Annotated in this window: 20 protein-coding genes and 1 riboswitch; of the genes, 16 read left to right on the forward strand and 4 right to left on the reverse strand. The window is 62.3% G+C overall.

What is annotated here, in order from left to right; genetic code table 11:
* Positions 1–274: 274 nt before the first annotated feature.
* Genes HCF10_RS24335 through purM form a run of 3 tightly spaced genes read right to left on the reverse strand, consistent with a single transcriptional unit; the run spans position 275 to position 2,705 of the window.
* Positions 275–988 (reverse strand): DUF3108 domain-containing protein, encoded by a 714-nt coding sequence (locus HCF10_RS24335; RefSeq protein ID WP_131698618.1) that lies wholly within the window; start codon positions 986–988, stop codon positions 275–277.
* Between the two features lie 8 nt (positions 989–996).
* Positions 997–1,647 (reverse strand): phosphoribosylglycinamide formyltransferase, encoded by a 651-nt coding sequence (gene purN, locus HCF10_RS24340; RefSeq protein ID WP_065909707.1) that lies wholly within the window; start codon positions 1,645–1,647, stop codon positions 997–999.
* On the reverse strand, positions 1,647–2,705 hold the full coding sequence (purM, locus tag HCF10_RS24345; RefSeq protein WP_014719398.1) for a phosphoribosylformylglycinamidine cyclo-ligase: 1,059 nt from the start codon (positions 2,703–2,705) through the stop codon (positions 1,647–1,649). Before purM ends, purN begins: the two co-directional genes overlap by 1 nt.
* Before the next feature lie 357 nt (positions 2,706–3,062).
* Between purM and HCF10_RS24350 the strand changes: the two genes are divergently transcribed.
* The 5 genes from HCF10_RS24350 (at position 3,063) to HCF10_RS24370 (ending at position 7,662) form a co-directional block, all read left to right on the forward strand.
* Positions 3,063–4,103 (forward strand): DUF2066 domain-containing protein, encoded by a 1,041-nt coding sequence (locus tag HCF10_RS24350; RefSeq protein WP_167656580.1) that lies wholly within the window; start codon positions 3,063–3,065, stop codon positions 4,101–4,103.
* A gap of 42 nt (positions 4,104–4,145) precedes the next feature.
* The gene (locus HCF10_RS24355; RefSeq protein WP_131698616.1) at positions 4,146–5,219 is read left to right on the forward strand and encodes an AI-2E family transporter; all 1,074 of its coding nucleotides are present in this window, start codon (positions 4,146–4,148) and stop codon (positions 5,217–5,219) included.
* A 203-nt stretch (positions 5,220–5,422) separates the two neighbouring features.
* The gene (gene hda, locus HCF10_RS24360) at positions 5,423–6,127 is read left to right on the forward strand and encodes a DnaA regulatory inactivator Hda (protein WP_027603798.1); all 705 of its coding nucleotides are present in this window, start codon (positions 5,423–5,425) and stop codon (positions 6,125–6,127) included.
* 209 nt (positions 6,128–6,336) lie between these two features.
* A complete protein-coding gene (locus HCF10_RS24365) occupies positions 6,337–6,981 on the forward strand; it encodes a C40 family peptidase (protein ID WP_053133099.1) in 645 nt (214 codons plus the stop codon).
* 144 nt (positions 6,982–7,125) lie between these two features.
* The gene (locus HCF10_RS24370) at positions 7,126–7,662 is read left to right on the forward strand and encodes a C40 family peptidase (protein WP_131698615.1); all 537 of its coding nucleotides are present in this window, start codon (positions 7,126–7,128) and stop codon (positions 7,660–7,662) included.
* Between the two features lie 73 nt (positions 7,663–7,735).
* Here the strand turns inward: HCF10_RS24370 and HCF10_RS24375 are convergent, their stop codons facing one another.
* Positions 7,736–9,049: a PQQ-dependent sugar dehydrogenase gene (locus HCF10_RS24375; RefSeq protein WP_167656581.1), complete on the reverse strand. Its 1,314-nt coding sequence runs from the start codon at positions 9,047–9,049 to the stop codon at positions 7,736–7,738.
* Between the two features lie 99 nt (positions 9,050–9,148).
* A riboswitch (cobalamin riboswitch) is annotated at positions 9,149–9,405 on the forward strand.
* 73 nt (positions 9,406–9,478) lie between these two features.
* Here HCF10_RS24375 and cobO point away from each other — a divergent pair.
* From cobO to HCF10_RS24430, 11 genes are all read left to right on the forward strand, one after another.
* A complete protein-coding gene (gene cobO / locus HCF10_RS24380) occupies positions 9,479–10,090 on the forward strand; it encodes a cob(I)yrinic acid a,c-diamide adenosyltransferase (RefSeq protein WP_027603802.1) in 612 nt (203 codons plus the stop codon).
* Positions 10,087–11,436, forward strand: coding sequence for a cobyrinate a,c-diamide synthase (locus tag HCF10_RS24385; RefSeq protein ID WP_167656582.1), 1,350 nt, complete (start codon positions 10,087–10,089; stop codon positions 11,434–11,436). The genes cobO and HCF10_RS24385 overlap by 4 nt, the downstream gene beginning before the upstream one ends.
* Positions 11,433–12,083, forward strand: a complete 651-nt coding sequence (bluB, locus tag HCF10_RS24390; RefSeq protein ID WP_131698612.1) for a 5,6-dimethylbenzimidazole synthase — start codon at positions 11,433–11,435, stop codon at positions 12,081–12,083. Before HCF10_RS24385 ends, bluB begins: the two co-directional genes overlap by 4 nt.
* Positions 12,080–12,988: an adenosylcobinamide-phosphate synthase CbiB gene (gene cbiB / locus HCF10_RS24395; protein WP_131698611.1), complete on the forward strand. Its 909-nt coding sequence runs from the start codon at positions 12,080–12,082 to the stop codon at positions 12,986–12,988. The genes bluB and cbiB overlap by 4 nt, the downstream gene beginning before the upstream one ends.
* On the forward strand, positions 12,981–13,970 hold the full coding sequence (gene cobD, locus HCF10_RS24400; protein ID WP_167656583.1) for a threonine-phosphate decarboxylase CobD: 990 nt from the start codon (positions 12,981–12,983) through the stop codon (positions 13,968–13,970). Before cbiB ends, cobD begins: the two co-directional genes overlap by 8 nt.
* Positions 13,967–15,418 carry a cobyric acid synthase gene (locus HCF10_RS24405; RefSeq protein WP_167656584.1) on the forward strand — a complete coding sequence of 484 codons (1,452 nt, stop codon included), beginning with the start codon at positions 13,967–13,969 and terminating at the stop codon, positions 15,416–15,418. The genes cobD and HCF10_RS24405 overlap by 4 nt, the downstream gene beginning before the upstream one ends.
* 97 nt (positions 15,419–15,515) lie before the next feature.
* Entirely contained in the window at positions 15,516–16,037 is a 522-nt protein-coding gene (cobU, locus tag HCF10_RS24410) for a bifunctional adenosylcobinamide kinase/adenosylcobinamide-phosphate guanylyltransferase (RefSeq protein ID WP_131698608.1), read from the forward strand.
* Complete coding sequence (gene cobT, locus HCF10_RS24415) at positions 16,034–17,089, forward strand: nicotinate-nucleotide--dimethylbenzimidazole phosphoribosyltransferase (RefSeq protein WP_167656585.1); 1,056 nt, start codon at positions 16,034–16,036, stop codon at positions 17,087–17,089. Before cobU ends, cobT begins: the two co-directional genes overlap by 4 nt.
* Positions 17,086–17,661 carry an alpha-ribazole phosphatase family protein gene (cobC, locus tag HCF10_RS24420; RefSeq protein ID WP_167656586.1) on the forward strand — a complete coding sequence of 192 codons (576 nt, stop codon included), beginning with the start codon at positions 17,086–17,088 and terminating at the stop codon, positions 17,659–17,661. The genes cobT and cobC overlap by 4 nt, the downstream gene beginning before the upstream one ends.
* A gap of 2 nt (positions 17,662–17,663) precedes the next feature.
* Positions 17,664–18,392 (forward strand): adenosylcobinamide-GDP ribazoletransferase, encoded by a 729-nt coding sequence (locus tag HCF10_RS24425; protein ID WP_131698605.1) that lies wholly within the window; start codon positions 17,664–17,666, stop codon positions 18,390–18,392.
* Positions 18,393–18,434: 42 nt separating this feature from the next.
* Positions 18,435–18,839, forward strand: a complete 405-nt coding sequence (locus HCF10_RS24430; RefSeq protein WP_090400092.1) for a MarR family winged helix-turn-helix transcriptional regulator — start codon at positions 18,435–18,437, stop codon at positions 18,837–18,839.
* Positions 18,840–18,886: the final 47 nt, after the last annotated feature.

Raw genomic sequence — 18,886 nt, forward strand, 5'->3', positions numbered from 1 at the left:
CTTGATTCTTTGATTCATGGGGGACTCTTGGTTCCAGGGCATGATCAGTTACCTCCTGATCATGCGTATTAGCCTGTAAACCATGTCCCCGGTTAGAAATGTAAACGATGTCCCCGGTTTGTACCGGAGCAAGCCCCCTCCCACAGGGGAAAGTGCTCGCAGTTCAAATGTGGGAGGGGGCTTGCTCCCGATGACGGAAGACACTTGAACCCAAAACCCCCAGACGAAAAAAAGCCCCGCATTCAGCGAGGCTCTTTTCAGCTCATCAAGCCAATCAGCTGCCCTTGATGGCCTTGCCGTCAACGGTACCGTCCTGCAGCATGATGTTGTATTCCTTGCCGTCGGTTTCCACCTGGCGCAGGGCTACCAAAATGCCGCCCAGGTCCTTGGCAAACCACATCTGGGTGATGCGCTTGCTTTGAGTCGGGTCGCGTACGCGCTCAACTTTGATCGCGTCAATGCTGCCGACCTTGGTCTGGACTTTTTCCGGGCCGATCACGCGGAAGTCGTAGGTGTCGACGTCAGTGCCTTCAACCACGTTGTAGCTCATGCTTTTCTTGCCCGCTGCGACGTCGCGTTGCAGGGCCAACTGGTACGTCGATTTGTCGAGCATGCCGCTTTGCAGAGGGACGTTGACCGGGTCTTTGTTTTCAAAACCCGTTACTTTTTTGGTCGACGGATCGAAGTCCAGGTTGATCTTTTTGGCCTTGCCCAAACCGCCGCGTTCGAAGGTGTAGCTCTTGGGTTGCAGAGTGTCCTTATCAAACAGGATCACGCTGGTTTCGGTCAGGCTGGCGATCATCATGGAAGCCTTGAAGTTCAAGGTCCAGGTGCCGTCACCGTTCTTGGTCAGGCTGCGTTCTGCCGAACCACTCATGGGCAACTGTTTCCAGTCGGCGGTGTAGCTGGCGGAGAACGGGTGTAGATCTGCCGCTTGCACGGCAGGCAAGGCGAACAGCGCAAAAGCGAAGAGCAAGGCGCGACGCATAAAATCTCCTAGGTTCGAATCAAGTGGCCGCTGGCCGCAAGTAACTGGCCGTCCAATAATGCACCCTGGTCACCAAGAATCAACCGCCCCTCGGCAAACCAGCGCACAGCCAGCGGGTAAATCCTGTGTTCCTGGGTATGAACCCGCTGCGCAAGTGTCTGCGCGGAGTCGTCAGACTCTACCGGAACCACTGCCTGTACGACCAGAGGCCCGCCATCGAGTTCCTCGGTGACGAAGTGCACGCTGCAGCCATGCTCGCTGTCACCGGCATCCAGCGCGCGCTGGTGCGTGTGCATGCCTTTGTATTTGGGCAGCAGGGACGGGTGGATATTCAGCAGGCGCCCTTCATAGTGGCGCACGAAATCAGCGCTGAGGATGCGCATGAAACCGGCCAGTACCACGAGTTTGGGGTTGAAGGCGTCGATCAGGTCGACCAGGGCGCTGTCGAAGGCCTCGCGGCCTTCGAAAGCCTTGTGATCCAGCGAGCGGGTTTCGATACCCGCGTCCCTGGCGCGTTGCAGGCCGTAGGCGTCGCTGCGGTTGGAGATCACCGCAGCGATGCGCACCGGGCTGTCGCCGGTGCGCGTGCTGTCGATCAGGGCCTGCAAGTTACTGCCGGTGCCGGAGAGCAGCACCACGACATCACAGGTCTGGGACATCAATGCGCCTTGAGGTTCTTCAGTTCAACCTGAGCCGCGCCTTCGGCGGCGGTGGCGATCTGGCCGATGACCCAAGGCTGCTCGCCGGCTTCACGCAGAACGTTCAGCGCGGTTTCAACGTGTTCTTGCGCCACGCAGATGACCATGCCCACGCCGCAGTTCAGCACGCGGTGCATTTCGGTTTCGTTGACGTTGCCTTTCTCTTGCAGCCAGTCGAATACCGCAGGACGCTGCCAGCTGGCCACGTCGACGATCGCCTGGGCGCCTTTTGGCAGTACGCGCGGGATGTTGTCCAGCAGGCCGCCACCGGTGATGTGGGCCATGGCCTTGACGGCGCCGGTGTCCTTGATCAGCTTGAGCAGCGGCTTGACGTAGATGCGGGTCGGCGCCATCAGCAGGTCGGTCAGCGGTTTGCCGTCGAGTTGGATGTTCTCGATGTCGGCGCCGGACACTTCGATGATCTTGCGGATCAGCGAGTAGCCGTTGGAGTGCGGGCCGGACGATGGCAGGGCGAGCAGGGCGTCACCGGCAGCCACTTTGGAGCCGTCGATGATCTCGGCTTTTTCCACGACGCCGACGCAGAAGCCGGCCAGGTCGTAGTCTTCGCCTTCGTACATACCTGGCATTTCAGCGGTTTCGCCGCCGACCAGGGAGCAACCCGACAGTTCGCAGCCGGCGCCGATGCCGGTCACCACCTGGGTGGCGGTCTCGACGTTCAGCTTGCCGGTGGCATAGTAGTCGAGGAAGAACAACGGCTCGGCACCGCATACCACCAGGTCGTTGACGCACATGGCCACCAGGTCGATGCCGATGCTGTCGTGCTTGTTCAGGTTCAGTGCCAGGCGCAGCTTGGTGCCCACACCGTCGGTGCCGGAAACCAATACAGGCTGCTTGTAGCCGGCCGGGATCTCGCAGAGGGCGCCAAAACCGCCCAGGCCGCCCATGACTTCGGGGCGCGCAGTGCGCTTGGCAACGCTCTTGATGCGTTCGACCAATGCTTCACCGGCGTCGATGTCTACACCGGCGTCCTTGTAGCTCAGGGAGGGTTGCTTGCTCATGATCCAGGCCTTTAGGGGGGATTCAGGGGTAACGACCGAGCGGGCAGGCGCTTTTGGTAAAAGGCCCAGCCGTTGACGGTCTGCGAAGGCGCGCGATTTTATCAGGCTTGAGGGGCAGCGGCCATCCTCGGGCCGACGGGCAGGGCACATAGATTTAAAAAAGCAGGTTAAAAAAATGCTAATCGGGTCTGTTCAGGCACGTATTAAGGTATAGCCTTTAAACCGCTGTCGTTAATGACATGGCGAAAACTTACCGGGACCCCGTGAATGTTTTAGTTGTCGCTGTGGTCACAGCCTGGCTATGCCGATTTCACGCGGTCTGTTCCAGCCGCTAAATTTGTCGTTCGGGAATCTTCCATGCGTCTGTGTAATGTCTTTTTTGTAGGCTGCTTGTCGTTGATCAGCCTGGCGAGTCATGCCGAAACCCTCAATGGCCTTTATCAAGTACTTGAACCGGTCAGCAGCCAGTCCCCGCAGGAGCGCGACCAGGCCACTCAGCGTGCGGTGCAGACCCTGGTCATCCGCCTCACCGGCGATGCCAAGGCCGCCGAAGGCCCGGGCCTGGCGGCGATTCGCAAGGATCCGCAGCAAATCATCACTCAATACGGTTACGACGCCGGCCCGCCCGAGAGCTTGCAAGTGGACTTCGATCCGGTCAGCACTGATCGCGCCTTGCGTGACGCCGGCCTGTCGATCTGGGGCAGCAACCGGCCATCGATCCTCGGCTGGTGGCTGAACGACTCCACCGAAGGCAGCAGCCTGGTCGGCGATGGTCAGGCTGTCGCCCAGGCGTTGCGCCGTGCGGCACAACACCGTGGCTTGCCGTTGCGCCTGCCGCTGGGGGATCTGGATGAGCAGGTCGTCGCCACGGCGCCGAATCTGGAAAGTGCCGACGCCACACCGTTGCGTGCCGCGTCCGAGCGCTACGGTGCCGACGCCTTGCTTGCCGTGCATGCACGCCAGGAAGGCAATCAATGGCAGGCCAAATGGCGACTATGGCTGGGCGACAAGAGCGAGCAGGGCACCGAGCAAGGCGCTGACACTGGCGCGCTGGCCGATGCGGTCATGCTGGCGGTCAGCCAAAAACTGGCGCCGCGCTTTGCGGTCAAGCCCGGTGTGAGTACCGAACAATTGCTGGAAGTGCAGGGCATGAACCTGGAGCGGTACGCGGCGTTGGGGCACCTGCTTGAGCCGTTTGGCGGTCAGCCGCAATGGGTGGATGGCAATCGTATTGTGTACCGGGTCAACGGCAGCGCCGATCAGTTGCGTACCCAGTTGAGCCTGGCCAAATTGCAGGAGGTGCCTTCGGGTGAGGCCCCAACTCAGCAACCGGTCATCGAAGGTACGCAACCGGTCGCCGCCCCGGAGCCTCAGGCGCAACTGCGTTTTCGCTGGTAAAAGTTCTTCCTATATAGATAGAAGCAAGTAATGGAGTGGTTTATGGCGGATACGCGTCGTTGGGTGTGGCTTGGCGGGATAGTCCTGCTGTGCGTTTTTGTGTTCTTGCTGCATTCGATCCTGACGCCGTTCCTGGTTGCGTTGCTGCTCGCCTATCTGTTCGATCCCGTGGTGGATCGCCTGGAAAAAGCCGGTCTGTCGCGGACCTTGGGTGTGGTTGCAGTGTTTGCGTTGTTCACGTTGATCATCACCGCGCTGGTGCTGGTGCTGGTGCCAATGCTGGCCAAGCAACTGTTTCGGCTCTATGAGCTGGCGCCGCAGATGCTCGACTGGCTGCAGCACACGGCGATGCCGTGGGCCCAAACCAAGCTCGGGCTGGCGGACGGTTTCTGGAAGTTCGACAAGGTCAAGGCGGCGATCAGCGAACACATGGGGCAGACCACCGATATTGTGGGGGTGATCCTCAGTCAGGCGACCGCCTCCAGCCTGGCGCTGATCGGCTGGCTGACCAACCTGGTGCTGATCCCGGTGGTGGCGTTCTACCTGCTGCGCGATTGGGACATCATGATGGCCAAGATCCGCAGCCTGCTACCACGCAGCCGCGAAGAGCGCATCGTGGCCCTGGCCGGCGAGTGCCATGAGGTGCTTGGCGCCTTTGTGCGCGGGCAGTTGCTGGTGATGCTGGCACTGGGGGTCATCTACGCGGCAGGCTTGATGGCCATCGGCCTGGAGCTGGGCCTGTTGATCGGCCTGATTGCCGGCCTTGCCGCTATCGTGCCGTATATGGGTTTTGTGATCGGTATCGGCGCGGCGTTGGTGGCCGGGTTGTTCCAGTTTGGCGGCGACCTGTACCCGATGCTGGGGATTGTCGCGGTGTTCATGGTCGGCCAGGCCTTAGAGGGCATGGTGCTCACGCCGTTGCTGGTGGGGGACCGGATTGGCATGCACCCGGTGGCGGTGATCTTTGCGATCCTGGCGGGCGGCGAGCTGTTCGGCTTTACCGGTATCCTGCTGGCCCTGCCGGTGGCGGCGGTGATCATGGTGCTGGTGCGCCACATGCACGATTTGTACAAGGATTCCGACGCCTATACGGGGGTCGAAGGCCCCGAGCTGTAACCGCTGCGTCATAAACCCGGCTTCGGCCGGGTTTGTTGTTTATGGGGCTACGGCGTCAAACAATCCGCTTAAAACCGGCGAGTTAACGCAAACCTTTGATTTTGCTTGTGGTCTGCTGCATTGTGCGCCCGGCGTCACGGGTATAAACTTTGCAAACTTTACACAGAGGCCACTAACGGTTCGATGGGAGCCGTTCAGTCAGCATGAAACCGATTCAGCTGCCCTTAGGTGTGCGTCTGCGTGATGACGCTACCTTTATCAATTACTACCCAGGCGCCAATGCCGCTGCACTCGGCTATGTCGAGCGGCTCTGCGAAGCCGACGCCGGGTGGACCGAAAGCCTGATCTATCTGTGGGGCAAGCACGGCGTGGGGCGTACCCACCTGTTGCAGGCTGCGTGCCTGCGTTTCGAGCAGATGGGCGAGCCGGCGGTCTACCTGCCCCTGGCCGAGTTGATGGATCGGGGCATCGGGATCTTCGACAACCTTGAGCAATACGAACTGGTGTGCCTGGACGATCTGCAGGCGGTGGCCGGCAAGGCGGATTGGGAAGAGGCGCTGTTCCATCTGTTCAACCGCTTGCGTGACAGCGGCCGGCGCTTGTTGATTGCTGCCTCTACCTCGCCACGCGAGTTGCCGGTGAAGCTGGCCGACCTCAAGTCGCGCCTGACCCTGGCGCTGATCTTCCAGATGCGCCCGCTGTCCGACGAAGACAAATTGCGCGCCCTGCAATTGCGCGCATCCCGTCGCGGCCTGCACCTCACCGATGAAGTCGGGCACTTTATCCTCACCCGTGGCACCCGCAGCATGAGCGCGTTGTTCGATTTGCTCGAACAGCTCGATCAGGCCTCTTTGCAGGCTCAACGAAAATTGACGATCCCTTTTCTCAAAGAAACTTTGGGCTGGTAACTGGTTGAATCTACGGGCTTCGGCAATTTACAGGCGCCAGAAATCCTGCGTTTAAGCCACGTTGGCTACGCATTTGAACCGATAAATGGAATTACGGCTTAGATGTCATAGTCCAATCGCGAAGTCACATAGATCACGATTGAATTTGCAAATCGATGTGATAGAAGGCATAGTCTCGACTTCTTTACATACCAGCCACGGTCGTGCCCATGCTAAATCGCTTCGCACCCCTCGTGCCCCTCGCACTCGTTACCCTGTTGTTTGGTTGCGCCTCCCACCCTCAACAGGTGGTTGAGCAGCAAAAAACTCAACAACAGTCCCAGGCAAAATTCGTTGCTGCACAATCTGCTTCTGTTTATGAAGAAACGCTTTATAAAGAAGAGCAAGCAACCGAAAAGGAACTGGCCGATTTTTCCGGCAACAAGCCTTACCAGCTTCCAGTTCTGGCCGACAGCATCCTCGAACGCGGCATGTCCCTGATCGGTACCCGTTACCGTTTCGGCGGTACCTCTGAGGCCGGTTTCGACTGCAGCGGTTTTATCGGCTACCTGTTTCGTGAAGAAGCTGGCATGAACCTGCCACGCTCCACTCGCGAAATGATCAACGTGAAAGCACCGTTGGTCGCGCGCAATAACCTCAAGCCCGGTGATCTGCTTTTCTTCAGTACAGCAGGCCGTGGTCGCGTAAGCCACGCCGGTATCTACCTGGGCGATAACCAGTTTATCCACTCCAGCAGCCGTCGCAGTGGCGGTGTTCGAGTCGACAGCCTTGGCGACAGTTACTGGAGCAAAACCTTCATCGAAGCCAAGCGCGCACTCGCCATGGCCCCGACTACGGTTACCGCCAGTAAGTAAACTTAAAGTGATACTTGAAGTTTGACGTGTAAGCGCTAGAATCCCTGGACATTGTTGTAATCCGTTCGCGCGAGCTTTGCTTGCGCGTTCTGGTTTTCAGCGTTCGGCAGCGATAGCCGCATCCAGACCAGGATTGTTCTGCACATGTCGACCACAGCCCGCCTGCTCCTTATTCTCTGCGCCGCGCTGATCAGCGCCTGCGCCAGCCGGCCGCCGCCTGCTCCCGTTGCGGTCAAGCCCAAGCCGGTATTCAACTATTCCACCCAGAATTTCTCGCCTGCGGCCGAAGACGTGCTCTTTCGTGCGCTGGGCCTGGTCGGCACGCCTTACCGTTGGGGCGGCAACACGCCGGACTCGGGTTTTGATTGCAGCGGCCTGATCGGCTTTGTCTTCCGCGACGCCGCCGGCATCTCCCTGCCGCGCACTACCCGCGAACTGATCGTGATGCGCGCCCAGGATGTCAGCGAGCAGAACCTGCAGACCGGCGATTTGCTGTTCTTCGCCACCGGTGGCGGTTCCCAGGTCAGCCACGCCGGGATCTATGTGGGCGAAGGCCGCTTTGTCCATGCGCCGCAAACCGGCGGTACGGTGAAGCTGGATACCTTGTCCAAGGCGTATTGGCAGAATGCTTATCTGAGCGCCAAGCGTGTGTTGCCAGCAAATCTGGCACGTAATCCCTGAGTCAAACACCAAGCTCAATGTGGGAGGGAGCAAGCCACCTCCCACATTGGGTTTGTGTTGCTTCTAGGGGCGTTTATTTAGCCGCCGACACCCGCCACACCTTATTCCCCACATCATCCGCCACTAGCAAATCCCCCTGCTGATCAATCACCACGCCCACCGGCCGACCCATGGCTTTCTCATCTTTGTCGAGGAACCCGGTCAGCACATCCACCGGCTGACCTTTAGGCTGGCCACCCTCGAATGGCACGAAGATCACCTTGTAGCCACTGTGTGGCTTGCGATTCCACGAGCCATGCTGGCCGATGAATGCGCCGTTGCTGAACGGCACCGGGAGTTTGCTGCCCTCGGCGAACGTCAGGCCCAAAGACGCCGTGTGCGGCCCTACTGCATAGTCCGGCGCAATTGCCTTGGCGACCAGGTCCAGGTTCTGCGGTGTGACGCGCACATCCACATGCTGGCCGTAATAGCTGAAGGGCCAGCCATAGAACCCGCCATCCTTGACCGAGGTGATGTAGTCCGGCACCAGGTCGCTGCCGATCTCATCGCGCTCGTTTACCGCTGTCCATAGCTTGCCGCTCTGGGGTTCCCAGGCCATGCCGTTAGGGTTGCGCAGGCCGGAAGCGAAAATGCGGTGCTGGCCGCTGGCGCGATCCACTTCCCAGATAGCCGCGCGGCCCTGTTCCGCTTCAAGACCGTTCTCACCGACGTTGCTGTTGGAGCCAACGCTCACGTACAACTTGCTGCCGTCCTTGCTGGCGATCACGTTCTTGGTCCAGTGGTGATTCAGGGGGCCGCCCGGCAGGTCGACCACCTTGGTGCCAGGTGCCTTGATCGCGGTTTCGCCCGCTTGATAGGGGAAGCGCAACAGCTTGTCCGAATCGGCCACGTACAGGTCATTGCCGACCAGTGTCATGCCGAAGGGCGAGTTGAGGTTTTCCAGGAACACCGTGCGGGTCTCGGCGACGCCATCGTGATCGGCATCGCGCAACAGGGTGATGCGGTTCGGGCTTGGCACCCCGGCGCCGGCGCGGCCCATGACCTTCTCCATGACCCAGCCGCGAATGCCCGTGGAATCATCCGGTTTCGGCGGCGCATTGGTTTCTGCCACCAGCACATCGCCGTTGGGCAGCACATACAGCCAGCGCGGGTGGTCCAGGCCTTCGGCGAACGCCGCCACTTGGGTGCCGGCCGCTGCGGTCGGCTTCACGCCCTCTGGCCAGCCGATTGCCGGGGCAATGTTCACGGTGGGAATCAGCGTGTTGTTTGGCTCCGGTAGCTTGGGCGATGGCCCGGTGCCGTCGGACACCTGCAGGGTGGAGCTTTCACCGCAGGCCGCGAGGGTGCCGGCGAGCATGATGAGTAGGGCGAGTCTGGTTTTATGCATGGTGTTCTCCTTGATACCTGTAAGGGTAGAGGAGGGCGCTGGTGCGATGGTTCAAGTGCAAGGCCAGCTTTAATTGACGCTCCACCCCCAACCCACTAACCTTCGCGGCTTGTTCCAGGTGCTCTGTGACCCATGGGTCGACCGAGTGAAACAGGGAAGCCGGTGAGCGAGCGCACTTGTACACAGTGCTGCCGCGATTCCGGCGCTGCCCCCGCAACGGTAAATGAGTCAAGACGGTGCCTTTTGCCACTGTATCGCCCGCGATATGGGAAGGCGCGCCGTCGGCGTGTTCGCTCTGTAGATGAGCAAGCGCGCCACTCATGAGCCCGGAGACCGGCCTGGATCATCCAACAGCATCACGGTGGGCGATGCTTGGCTGTCTGTTTTTTCCTGCCTGCCGTTTTTGTCCAGCCCCAACGGAGAGCTGCCATGACCGATACCCCCGACCGCGACGAACGCCACCTGGCGCGCATGCTGCGCAAAAAAGCCGTGATCGACGAGCGCATCGCCAATTCCCCCAATGAGTGCGGCTTGCTGCTGGTGCTGACCGGCAACGGCAAAGGCAAGAGCAGCTCCGCATTCGGCATGCTCGCGCGCGCCATGGGCCACGGCATGCAGTGTGGTGTGGTGCAGTTCATCAAGGGGCGCAACAGCACCGGTGAGGAGTTGTTCTTCCGTCGCTTCCCCGAACAGGTGCGTTTCCACGTGATGGGCGAAGGCTTCACCTGGGAGACCCAGGACCGCCAACGCGATATCGCCGCCGCCGAAGCCGCCTGGGCCGTCTCCCGTGAACTGCTGCAAGACCCCACCATCGGCCTGGTGGTGCTGGATGAGCTGAACATCGCCCTCAAGCATGGCTACCTGGACCTCGATCAGGTTCTGAGCGACCTGCAGGCCCGTCCGCCGATGCAACACGTGGTGGTCACCGGCCGTGGCGCCAAGCCTGAATTGATCGAAATGGGCGACACCGTCACCGAAATGGGCATGCTCAAGCACGCGTTCCAGGCCGGTATCAAGGCACAGAAGGGCGTCGAACTTTGAATCAGCCCCGTCATTGCCCGGCCGTCCTGATCGCCGCACCGGCGTCCGGCCAGGGCAAAACCACCGTCACCGCCGCGCTGGCCCGTTTGCACCGCAACCTGGGGCGCAAGGTGCGCGTGTTCAAATGCGGCCCGGACTTCTTGGACCCGATGATCCACGAGCGTGCCAGCGGTGCGCCGGTGTATCAGTTGGACATGTGGATGGTGGGCGAGCAGGAAAGTCGTCGCCTGCTGTGGGAAGCGGCGGGCGAGGCCGACCTGATCCTGATCGAAGGCGTGATGGGTCTGTTCGATGGCACACCGTCCAGCGCCGACCTGGCGCGGCACTTCGGCGTGCCGGTGCTCGCAGTAATCGACGGCACCGCCATGGCCCAGACCTTTGGCGCCCTGGCCCTAGGCCTGGCGCGCTATCAGTCGGACCTGCCATTCGCCGGGGTGCTGGCCAACCGCGTCGGTACCCTGCGCCATGCGCAACTGCTGGAAGGCAGCCTGACCGAAGGCCTGCGCTGGTATGGCGCACTGTCCCGCGAAACCGGGATCGAACTGCCCAGCCGCCATTTGGGCCTGGTGCAAGCCAGCGAACTGAACGATCTCGACGTGCGCCTGGACGCCGCCGCCCAGGCATTGGGCAGCAGCTGTGAAGTCGCATTGCCGCCACCGGTGACCTTCGCCGCGCCGGAAGTGATCGCGGCCGAGCCGTTGCTGGCCGGTGTACGCATTGCGGTGGCCCGTGACGAAGCCTTCGCCTTTACCTATGGCGCCAGCCTTGACCTGCTGCGAGCGATGGGGGCCGAACTGACGTTTTTCTCGCCGATCCATGATCGCCAGCTGCCCGAGGCTGACAGCCTCTATTTACCCGGCGGTTACCCGGAACTTCATCACCAGGCGCTGTCGGAAAACACCCCGATGCTTGAAGCTATTCGTAACCACCATGCCGCCGGCAAGCCCTTGCTCGCTGAGTGCGGCGGCATGCTCTACCTGCTGGATTCGCTCACCGATGTCGACGGCATCCGCGCCGAACTGGTCGGCCTGCTGCAAGGCGATGCGGTGATGCAAAAGAAACTGGCCGCCCTGGCCCTGCAAAGCGTCGAACTGCCGGAAGGCGTGCTGCGCGGGCACACGTATCATCATTCCCTGACCAGCACCGAGTGCCAGCCGATTGCCCGTGGCCTCAGCCCGAACGGCGGGCGCGGTGCCGAAGCGGTCTTCCGACAGGGGCGGATGACCGCCTCTTACGTGCACTTCTATTTCCCGTCGAATCCGACGGCGGTAGCCGCCTTGTTTGCGCCGGACCGAGCTGAAACCCTATCCACTGTGGGAGGGGGCTTGCCCCCAATAGGGCCATGACCGACAACGCTTTCCCCCAGGCCGACCGCGACGCCGTCTACCGCGCCATCGCCGAACGCCGCGACATGCGTCACTTCAGCGGCGGCATGGTCGCCCCCGAATTGCTGCATCGCCTGCTCCAGGCCGCGCACCAGGCCCCCAGCGTCGGCCTGATGCAGCCTTGGCGGTTTATCCGCATCAGCGACCGCGCGTTGCGAAGCCAGATTCAACAGTTGGTGGAAGAAGAGCGCGTGCGCACCGCCGAGGCGTTGGGCGAGCGCTCCGACGCGTTCATGAAGCTCAAGGTCGAAGGTATCCACGACTGCGCCGAAGTGCTGGTGGCGGCGTTGATGGATGATCGCGAGCGCCACATCTTCGGGCGGCGTACCCTGCCGGAGATGGACCTGGCGTCGCTGTCCTGTGCGATCCAGAACCTGTGGCTGGCCGCGCGGGTCGAGGGGCTGGGCATGGGCTGGGTCTCGCTGTTCGAACCCCAGGCCCTGGCCGACCTGCTGGGCCTGCCGCCCGGTGCGAAACCCCTGGCGGTCTTGTGCCTGGGGCCGGTGACGGAATTTTACCCGGCACCGATGTTGCAGCTCGAAGGCTGGACCGAGCCTCGGCCGTTGAGTGACATGTTGTATGAGAATGTGTGGGGAGTGAGTCAATGAGTGTGGCCTTGCTGTGTGTCGCTGCGGTGGCGCTGGATGCGCTGCTGGGCGAGCCCAGGCGCTGGCATCCGCTGGTGGCGTTCGGCAATTTTGCCGGGCGCATCGAGCAGCGTTTCAACAGCGGTGGCCGTGGCTGGCGCAGCCATGGCGTGACCGCGTGGTTTATCGCCGTGGTGCCGTTGACCCTGCTGGCCACCGCGTTGTCGTGGGCGCCGTATATCGGCTGGGTTCTGGAGATCCTCGCGTTGTACTGCGCCCTCGGCATGCGCAGCCTCGGCGAGCATGTGATCCCGGTGGCCCAGGCCCTGCGCAGCGATGACCTCGACGCGGCCCGCACACGGGTGAGCTACCTGGTCAGCCGCCAGACCAGCGAACTGGACCGCACCGAAGTCGCCCGCGCCGCCACCGAATCGGTGCTGGAAAACGGCAGCGATGCGGTGTTTGCCGCGCTGTTCTGGTTTGTCGTCGCCGGTGTGCCAGGCGTAGTGCTCTACCGCCTGAGCAACACCCTCGACGCCATGTGGGGCTATCGCAATGAACGCTTCGAGCGCTTCGGGTGGGCCGCGGCCAAGATCGACGATGTACTCAACTATATTCCTGCACGCCTGGTGGCTTTGACCTACGCCGTGCTGGGCAAAACCCGCCTGGCCCTCAAATGCTGGCGCACCCAGGGGCCGACTTGGGACAGCCCCAATGCCGGGCCGGTGATGGCATCCGGCGCTGGCGCGTTGGGCGTTGAGCTGGGTGGCGCCGCGATTTACCACGGCGAGGTGCATCATCGTCCGCAGTTGGGCGAAGGCCCGGCGGCGGATGCCGATTCCATCGACCGCGGCTGGCAGCTGGTGCAGCGCGGCGTATGGTTGTGGTTGCTGATTCTATGCGTGGGGGGGCAATTTTATGCTTGAACACGGTGGCCGGCTGCGCAAGGCGGCGATTCAGTACGGGATTGCCGAGGCCGATTGGCTCGACCTTTCCAGCGGCCTCGCGCCCTGGCCCTGGCCGATCCCGGAGATTCCGCTGCGGGCCTGGGCGCGCTTGCCGGAATCCGACGACGGCCTGGAACAAGCGGCCAGCGAGTATTACGGCGCTGCCCATCTCCTGCCGGTGGCCGGCTCCCAGGCAGCGATCCAGTTGCTGCCGCGCCTGCGCCGTGCCGGCAAGGTCGGCGTGCTGTCGCCGTGCTACGCCGAGCACGCCGAGGCCTGGCGTCGCGCTGGTTACGTGGTGCGTGAAGTGCAGGAGCAGGAAGTCGACTTCTTCCTCGACGGCCTCGACGTGCTGGTGGTGGTCAATCCCAATAACCCCACCGGACTGAGCCTGACCCCGCAGCGCCTGCTGGACTGGCACACAAGGCTGGCCCAGCGCGGCGGCTGGCTGGTGGTGGACGAAGCATTCATGGATGTCACCCCGCAGTTGAGCCTGGCGAACCAGGCCCATCAGGTCGGCCTGATTGTGCTGCGTTCGTTCGGCAAGTTTTTCGGCCTGGCCGGGGTGCGCCTGGGCTTTGTGCTGGCCGAACGCAGGCTGCTCAAACTGCTGGCCGAACAGGTCGGGCCGTGGGCCGTCAGCGGGCCGACGCGGGTGCTGGGCCAAGTGTGCCTGCGCGATACCGCCGGCCATGCACGGCAGCGGGCACGCTGCACCGAGGCCGCCCAGCGTTTGTTTGAAATGCTCGAACGCCGTGGCTTTCAACCCCAGGGCGGCTGCGCGTTGTTCCAATGGTTGATCACCCCGCACGCCGAGCGCATGCACGAATTCATGGCGCAACGCGGCATCTTGCTGCGCCTGTTTGTGCACAACAGCAGCGTCCGGTTTGGCCTGCCCGACACCGAGGCCGATTGGCTGCGCCTTGACGAAGCGCTGGCAGCCTACAAGGACGCCTCATGAGTACGCTGATGGTGCAAGGCACCACCTCCGATGCCGGCAAAAGTACCCTGGTGACCGCGTTGTGCCGTTGGCTGGTACGCCAGGGCATTGCCGTGGTGCCGTTCAAACCACAGAACATGGCGCTTAACAGTGCGGTGACGGCCGAGGGCGGCGAGATCGGCCGGGCCCAGGCGGTGCAGGCCCAGGCGGCCAACCTGGCGCCCCATACCGATATGAACCCGGTTCTGCTCAAGCCCAACAGCGACACCGGCTCCCAGGTGATCATCCATGGCCGCGCCGTGACCAGCATGAACGCGGTGGCCTATCACGACTACAAAGCCATCGCGATGCAGGCAGTGCTGGCTTCCCACGCGCGGTTGAGCGAAGCCTACCCGGTGGTGATGGTGGAAGGCGCAGGCTCCCCGGCCGAGATCAACCTGCGCGCCAACGACATCGCCAACATGGGTTTCGCCGAAGCGGTGGATTGCCCGGTGCTGCTGATTGCCGACATCAATCGCGGCGGGGTGTTCGCCCATCTGGTCGGCACCCTGGAATTGCTCTCGCCCAGCGAACAGGCGCGGGTCAAAGGTTTCATCATCAACCGTTTTCGCGGCGACATTGCACTGCTGCAACCCGGCCTGGATTGGTTGCAAGCACGCACCGGCAAACCGGTGGTCGGCGTATTGCCCTACGTGATGGACCTGCACCTGGAAGCCGAGGACGGCATCGACCGGCGCCAAACCGACAAGGCGGCGCAGGTGCTCAAGGTAGTTGTGCCGGTGTTGCCGCGCATCAGCAACCATACGGATTTTGATCCGCTGCGCCTGCATCCCCAAGTGGACTTGCAGTTCATCGGGCCGGGCCAGCCGATTCCGGCCGCCGACCTGATCATCCTGCCCGGCTCGAAAAGCGTGCGCAGCGACCTCGCCTACCTGCGTGCCAATGGCTGGGACACCGCCGTGGCGCGGCACTTGCGCTACGGCGGCAAGGTGCTGGGGATTTGCGGCGGCTTGCAGATGCTCGGTGAGCAGGTGCACGACCCGTTGGGGCTGGAAGGGCCAGCGGGTTCCAGCGACGGCCTGGGGCTGCTGGCGTTCAGCACCACCCTGGAAGAAGAGAAGCAACTGCGTAATGTTCGCGGGCGTTTGTTGCTGGAGGATGCCGAGGTCAGCGGGTATGAAATTCATGCGGGCGTGACGTGCGGCGCTGCCCTGTCGAACGCCGCCGTACTGCTGGAGGACGGTCGCAGTGACGGCGCGCAAAGCGCTGACGGGCAGATTCTCGGCACGTATCTGCACGGCTTGTTCGAGACCCCGGCGGCCTGCAGTGCGTTGCTGCGTTGGGCCGGGTTGCAGGCTGTGCAGGAGGTGGACTACCACGCCCTGCGCGAGCGCGATATCGAACGGTTGGCGGATTTAGTGGAGAACCATTTGGATACCGATTTGTTGCGCAATCTGTGTGGGGTTTAAGGGTGTACACACGGTTCAAATGTGGGAGGGGGCTTTCGGTGTACATATCCATTCCTGCGGTAACGGCCACTTATGGTGGGTGGGTAGGGGGTGTCTCATGCTTCAACTGATTTTAGGCGGCGCTCGTTCCGGTAAAAGCCGTCTGGCCGAAAAGCTCGCCAGCGACAGCGCTTTGCCCGTCATCTATATCGCCACCAGCCAGCCGCTTGACGGCGAGATGAATGCCCGCGTTGCCTTGCATCGTGAGCGTCGTCCTGATCACTGGGGTTTGATCGAAGAACCTGTCGAGCTGGCACGGGTGCTACGCGAAAACGCCGCGCCCGGTCGTTGCCTGCTGGTGGATTGCCTGACCCTGTGGCTGACCAATCTGCTGATGCTCGAAGACGCGCAGCGCCTGGCGTTTGAGCGCGATCAATTGCTGGAAACCCTGGCCGTGCTGCCGGGTGAAATTATTTTTGTCAGCAACGAGACCGGTCTGGGTGTCGTGCCGCTGGGCGAATTGACTCGCCGCTATGTGGATGAAGCCGGTTGGCTGCATCAAGCCTTGGCCGAGCGGTGTCAGCGTGTTGTCCTGACGGTTGCCGGCCTGCCCCTGACGTTGAAAGGTACTGCGTTATGACTGACACCTGGTGGCTCAACCCTTGTAAGGCCATTGACGCCTCGGCGTACGAACAAGCCCTGGCGCGCCAGCAGCAATTGACCAAACCGGCCGGTTCCCTGGGCCAGCTGGAAGCGCTGGCGGTGCAATTGGCCGGCTTGCAGGGCCAGGTCAAACCGTCGGTGGATCAGCTGTGGATTGCCATCTTTGCCGGTGACCATGGTGTGGTTGCCGAGGGTGTATCGGCGTTTCCCCAGGAAGTGACCGGGCAGATGCTGCATAACTTTGTCACCGGTGGCGCGGCCATCAGCGTATTGGCGCGGCAACTGGATGCGCAGTTGGAAGTGGTCGACCTCGGCACGGTGAGCCCTTCGCTGAGCCTGCCTGGCGTCCGTCACCTGAATCTCGGCGCGGGCACCGCCAATTTCGTCAAGGGCTCGGCAATGACCGGCGCCCAGGGCCGATTGGCATTGCAGGCGGGTCGCGACAGTGTGCTGCGCGCCCGTGAAAGCGGTGCGCAGTTGTTTGTCGGCGGTGAGATGGGCATTGGCAACACCACCGCTGCCAGTGCGCTGGCCTGCGCCTTGCTCGATTGCCAGGTGACCGACCTGACAGGTCCGGGCACGGGGTTGAATGCCGAGGGCGTCAGTCACAAGGTGACGGTAATCGAGCGCGCGCTGGCCTTGCATGCCGCGCAGCGCGGGGATGCGCTGCAAACCCTGTGCAATCTCGGTGGATTTGAAATCGCTGCCTTGGTGGGCGCTTATCTGGCCTGCGCCCAGGAAGGCATTGTGGTGTTGGTGGATGGGTTTATCTGCACCGTCGCTGCGCTGGTCGCCACGCGCTTGAACCCGGCGTGCCGCGACTGGCTGCTGTTCGGTCATCGCGGCGCGGAGCCTGGCCATCGCCATGTCTTGCATAGCCTCGACGCACAGCCGTTGCTGGAACTGGGCCTGCGCCTGGGCGAGGGCAGTGGCGCTGCGTTGGCGGTGCCGTTGCTGCGCCTGGCCTGTGCGCTGCACGGGCAGATGGCGACGTTTGCCGAAGCGGCCGTGGCAGACCGTCCGGCATGACCTTGCACCTGGACCTGCTGCGCCATGGCGAAACCGAACTGGGGGGTGGCCTGCGCGGCAGCCTGGACGATGCATTGACTGCCAAGGGCTGGGAACAGATGCGCGCCGCCGTGGTGGCGCAGGGGCCTTGGGATCGGCTGATCAGCTCGCCGCTGCAACGCTGCGCGCGCTTCGCGGATGAGTTGGGTGCGCGGCTGCATCTGCCGGTGAGCCTGGAAAAGGATCTGCAAGAACTGCACTTCGGTGCATGGGAAGGGCAGAGTGCGGCGGCGCTGATGGAGACCGACTCCGAAGGTTTGGGCCGGTTCTGGGCCGATCCGTATAGCTTCACGCCGCCCGAGGGCGAACCGGTCAGCGAGTTTTCCCAGCGGGTTTTGGGCGCCGTCCTACGCCTGCATAAGGCGTATGCCGGTGAGCGTGTGCTGTTGATCAGCCACGGAGGGGTGATGCGTTTGCTGTTGGCCCAGGCTCGGGGGCTGCCCCGTGAGCAGTTGCTGAATGTCGAAGTCGGTCATGGCGGGTTGTTCAACCTGCAAGTCGCCGCCGATGGCGTGTTGAAGGAAGGAATCTGAGCATGCTGCCGTTCTGGATCGCCGTGCAGTTCCTGAGCAGTTTGCCGATTCGCCTGCCGGGTATGCCGCAACCGCAGGAGCTGGGGCGCTCGTTGCTGTTTTATCCCGTGGTCGGGTTGCTGTTCGGCGTGCTGCTGTGGGGCCTGAACACACTATTGACCGGATCACCGCTGTTGTTGCACGCCGCGCTGCTGCTGACGGCCTGGGTGTTGCTCAGCGGCGGCCTGCACCTCGATGGCCTGGCGGACACTGCCGATGCCTGGCTGGGTGGCTTCGGCGACCGCGAGCGCACCCTCAGCATCATGAAAGACCCGCGTAGCGGGCCGATTGCCGTGGTCACCCTGGGCCTGGTGTTGCTGCTCAAGTTCACCGCGCTGGTGGCCTTGATCGAACAACGCAACGGTGTGGCGTTGATTCTCGCGCCGTTGATCGGGCGGGCGTCGATGCTGGGGTTGTTCCTGACCACGCGTTATGTGCGAGCGGGTGGGTTGGGCCAAGCGCTGTCGGATCATTTACCGCGCATCGTCGGTCAACAGGTGCTGATCCTCAGTGGCCTGGCCTGCATCCTGATCGGCGGTTTCAGCGGGGGGCTCGCCGTGCTGCTCGCGGCTGTGTGTTTCATGGGATTGCGTCAACTGATGGTCAATCGTCTCGGCGGCACCACCGGCGACACCGCTGGCGCGCTGCTGGAGCTGTTGGAGGTCGCTGTTCTGGTCGGTTTGGCGTTGTAACACTTTCTTGCATTTCCTTAATCGCGGGTATATACACGTTCCATGCTTGCCTCCCAATGTTTATGCACCAACCTGCGACGTGCCGCCCGGGGCGTCAGCAGGCATTACGACGGCGCCCTTGACGGCTTCGGGATCAACGTCGCCCAGTATTCCTTGCTGTGCAACCTGCAGCGCCTCGATCAACCGAGCATTTCCAGCCTGGCCGACGCCATGGGCCTGGATCGCAGCACCTTGGGGCGCAACCTGCGGGTGTTGGAAGGTGAGGGCCTGGTGCAGATGGTGGAGGGCGATGACCTGCGCAACCGCCTGGTGCTGTTGACCGCAGCCGGTGAAGAGCGCCTGGCCGCAGCGTTACCCGCCTGGGAGGCGGCGCAACAGAAATTGATCGATCAACTCGGCGCGGAAAAACGCGAAACCCTGTTGGCCTTGCTGGATGAACTCGCCTGAACGCGGGTTTGTTCGAACACAAGCGGGTATATACCCGTGAGCGGAGA

The sequence above is a fragment of the Pseudomonas sp. B14(2022) genome, from assembly GCF_012030485.1.
Classification (GTDB): domain Bacteria; phylum Pseudomonadota; class Gammaproteobacteria; order Pseudomonadales; family Pseudomonadaceae; genus Aquipseudomonas.

What these genes read in the sequence shown, in the direction of transcription:
- HCF10_RS24335 (WP_131698618.1), bottom strand. Translation starts at nt 988, where the DNA reads ATGCGTCGCGCCTTGCTCTTCGCTTTTGCGCTGTTCGCCTTGCCTGCC.
- purN (WP_065909707.1), bottom strand. Translation starts at nt 1,647, where the DNA reads ATGTCCCAGACCTGTGATGTCGTGGTGCTGCTCTCCGGCACCGGCAGT.
- purM (WP_014719398.1), bottom strand. Translation starts at nt 2,705, where the DNA reads ATGAGCAAGCAACCCTCCCTGAGCTACAAGGACGCCGGTGTAGACATC.
- HCF10_RS24350 (WP_167656580.1), top strand. Translation starts at nt 3,063, where the DNA reads ATGCGTCTGTGTAATGTCTTTTTTGTAGGCTGCTTGTCGTTGATCAGC.
- HCF10_RS24355 (WP_131698616.1), top strand. Translation starts at nt 4,146, where the DNA reads ATGGCGGATACGCGTCGTTGGGTGTGGCTTGGCGGGATAGTCCTGCTG.
- hda (WP_027603798.1), top strand. Translation starts at nt 5,423, where the DNA reads ATGAAACCGATTCAGCTGCCCTTAGGTGTGCGTCTGCGTGATGACGCT.
- HCF10_RS24365 (WP_053133099.1), top strand. Translation starts at nt 6,337, where the DNA reads ATGCTAAATCGCTTCGCACCCCTCGTGCCCCTCGCACTCGTTACCCTG.
- HCF10_RS24370 (WP_131698615.1), top strand. Translation starts at nt 7,126, where the DNA reads ATGTCGACCACAGCCCGCCTGCTCCTTATTCTCTGCGCCGCGCTGATC.
- HCF10_RS24375 (WP_167656581.1), bottom strand. Translation starts at nt 9,049, where the DNA reads ATGCATAAAACCAGACTCGCCCTACTCATCATGCTCGCCGGCACCCTC.
- cobO (WP_027603802.1), top strand. Translation starts at nt 9,479, where the DNA reads ATGACCGATACCCCCGACCGCGACGAACGCCACCTGGCGCGCATGCTG.
- bluB (WP_131698612.1), top strand. Translation starts at nt 11,433, where the DNA reads ATGACCGACAACGCTTTCCCCCAGGCCGACCGCGACGCCGTCTACCGC.
- cbiB (WP_131698611.1), top strand. Translation starts at nt 12,080, where the DNA reads ATGAGTGTGGCCTTGCTGTGTGTCGCTGCGGTGGCGCTGGATGCGCTG.
- cobD (WP_167656583.1), top strand. Translation starts at nt 12,981, where the DNA reads ATGCTTGAACACGGTGGCCGGCTGCGCAAGGCGGCGATTCAGTACGGG.
- HCF10_RS24405 (WP_167656584.1), top strand. Translation starts at nt 13,967, where the DNA reads ATGAGTACGCTGATGGTGCAAGGCACCACCTCCGATGCCGGCAAAAGT.
- cobU (WP_131698608.1), top strand. Translation starts at nt 15,516, where the DNA reads ATGCTTCAACTGATTTTAGGCGGCGCTCGTTCCGGTAAAAGCCGTCTG.
- cobT (WP_167656585.1), top strand. Translation starts at nt 16,034, where the DNA reads ATGACTGACACCTGGTGGCTCAACCCTTGTAAGGCCATTGACGCCTCG.
- cobC (WP_167656586.1), top strand. Translation starts at nt 17,086, where the DNA reads ATGACCTTGCACCTGGACCTGCTGCGCCATGGCGAAACCGAACTGGGG.
- HCF10_RS24425 (WP_131698605.1), top strand. Translation starts at nt 17,664, where the DNA reads ATGCTGCCGTTCTGGATCGCCGTGCAGTTCCTGAGCAGTTTGCCGATT.
- HCF10_RS24430 (WP_090400092.1), top strand. Translation starts at nt 18,435, where the DNA reads ATGCTTGCCTCCCAATGTTTATGCACCAACCTGCGACGTGCCGCCCGG.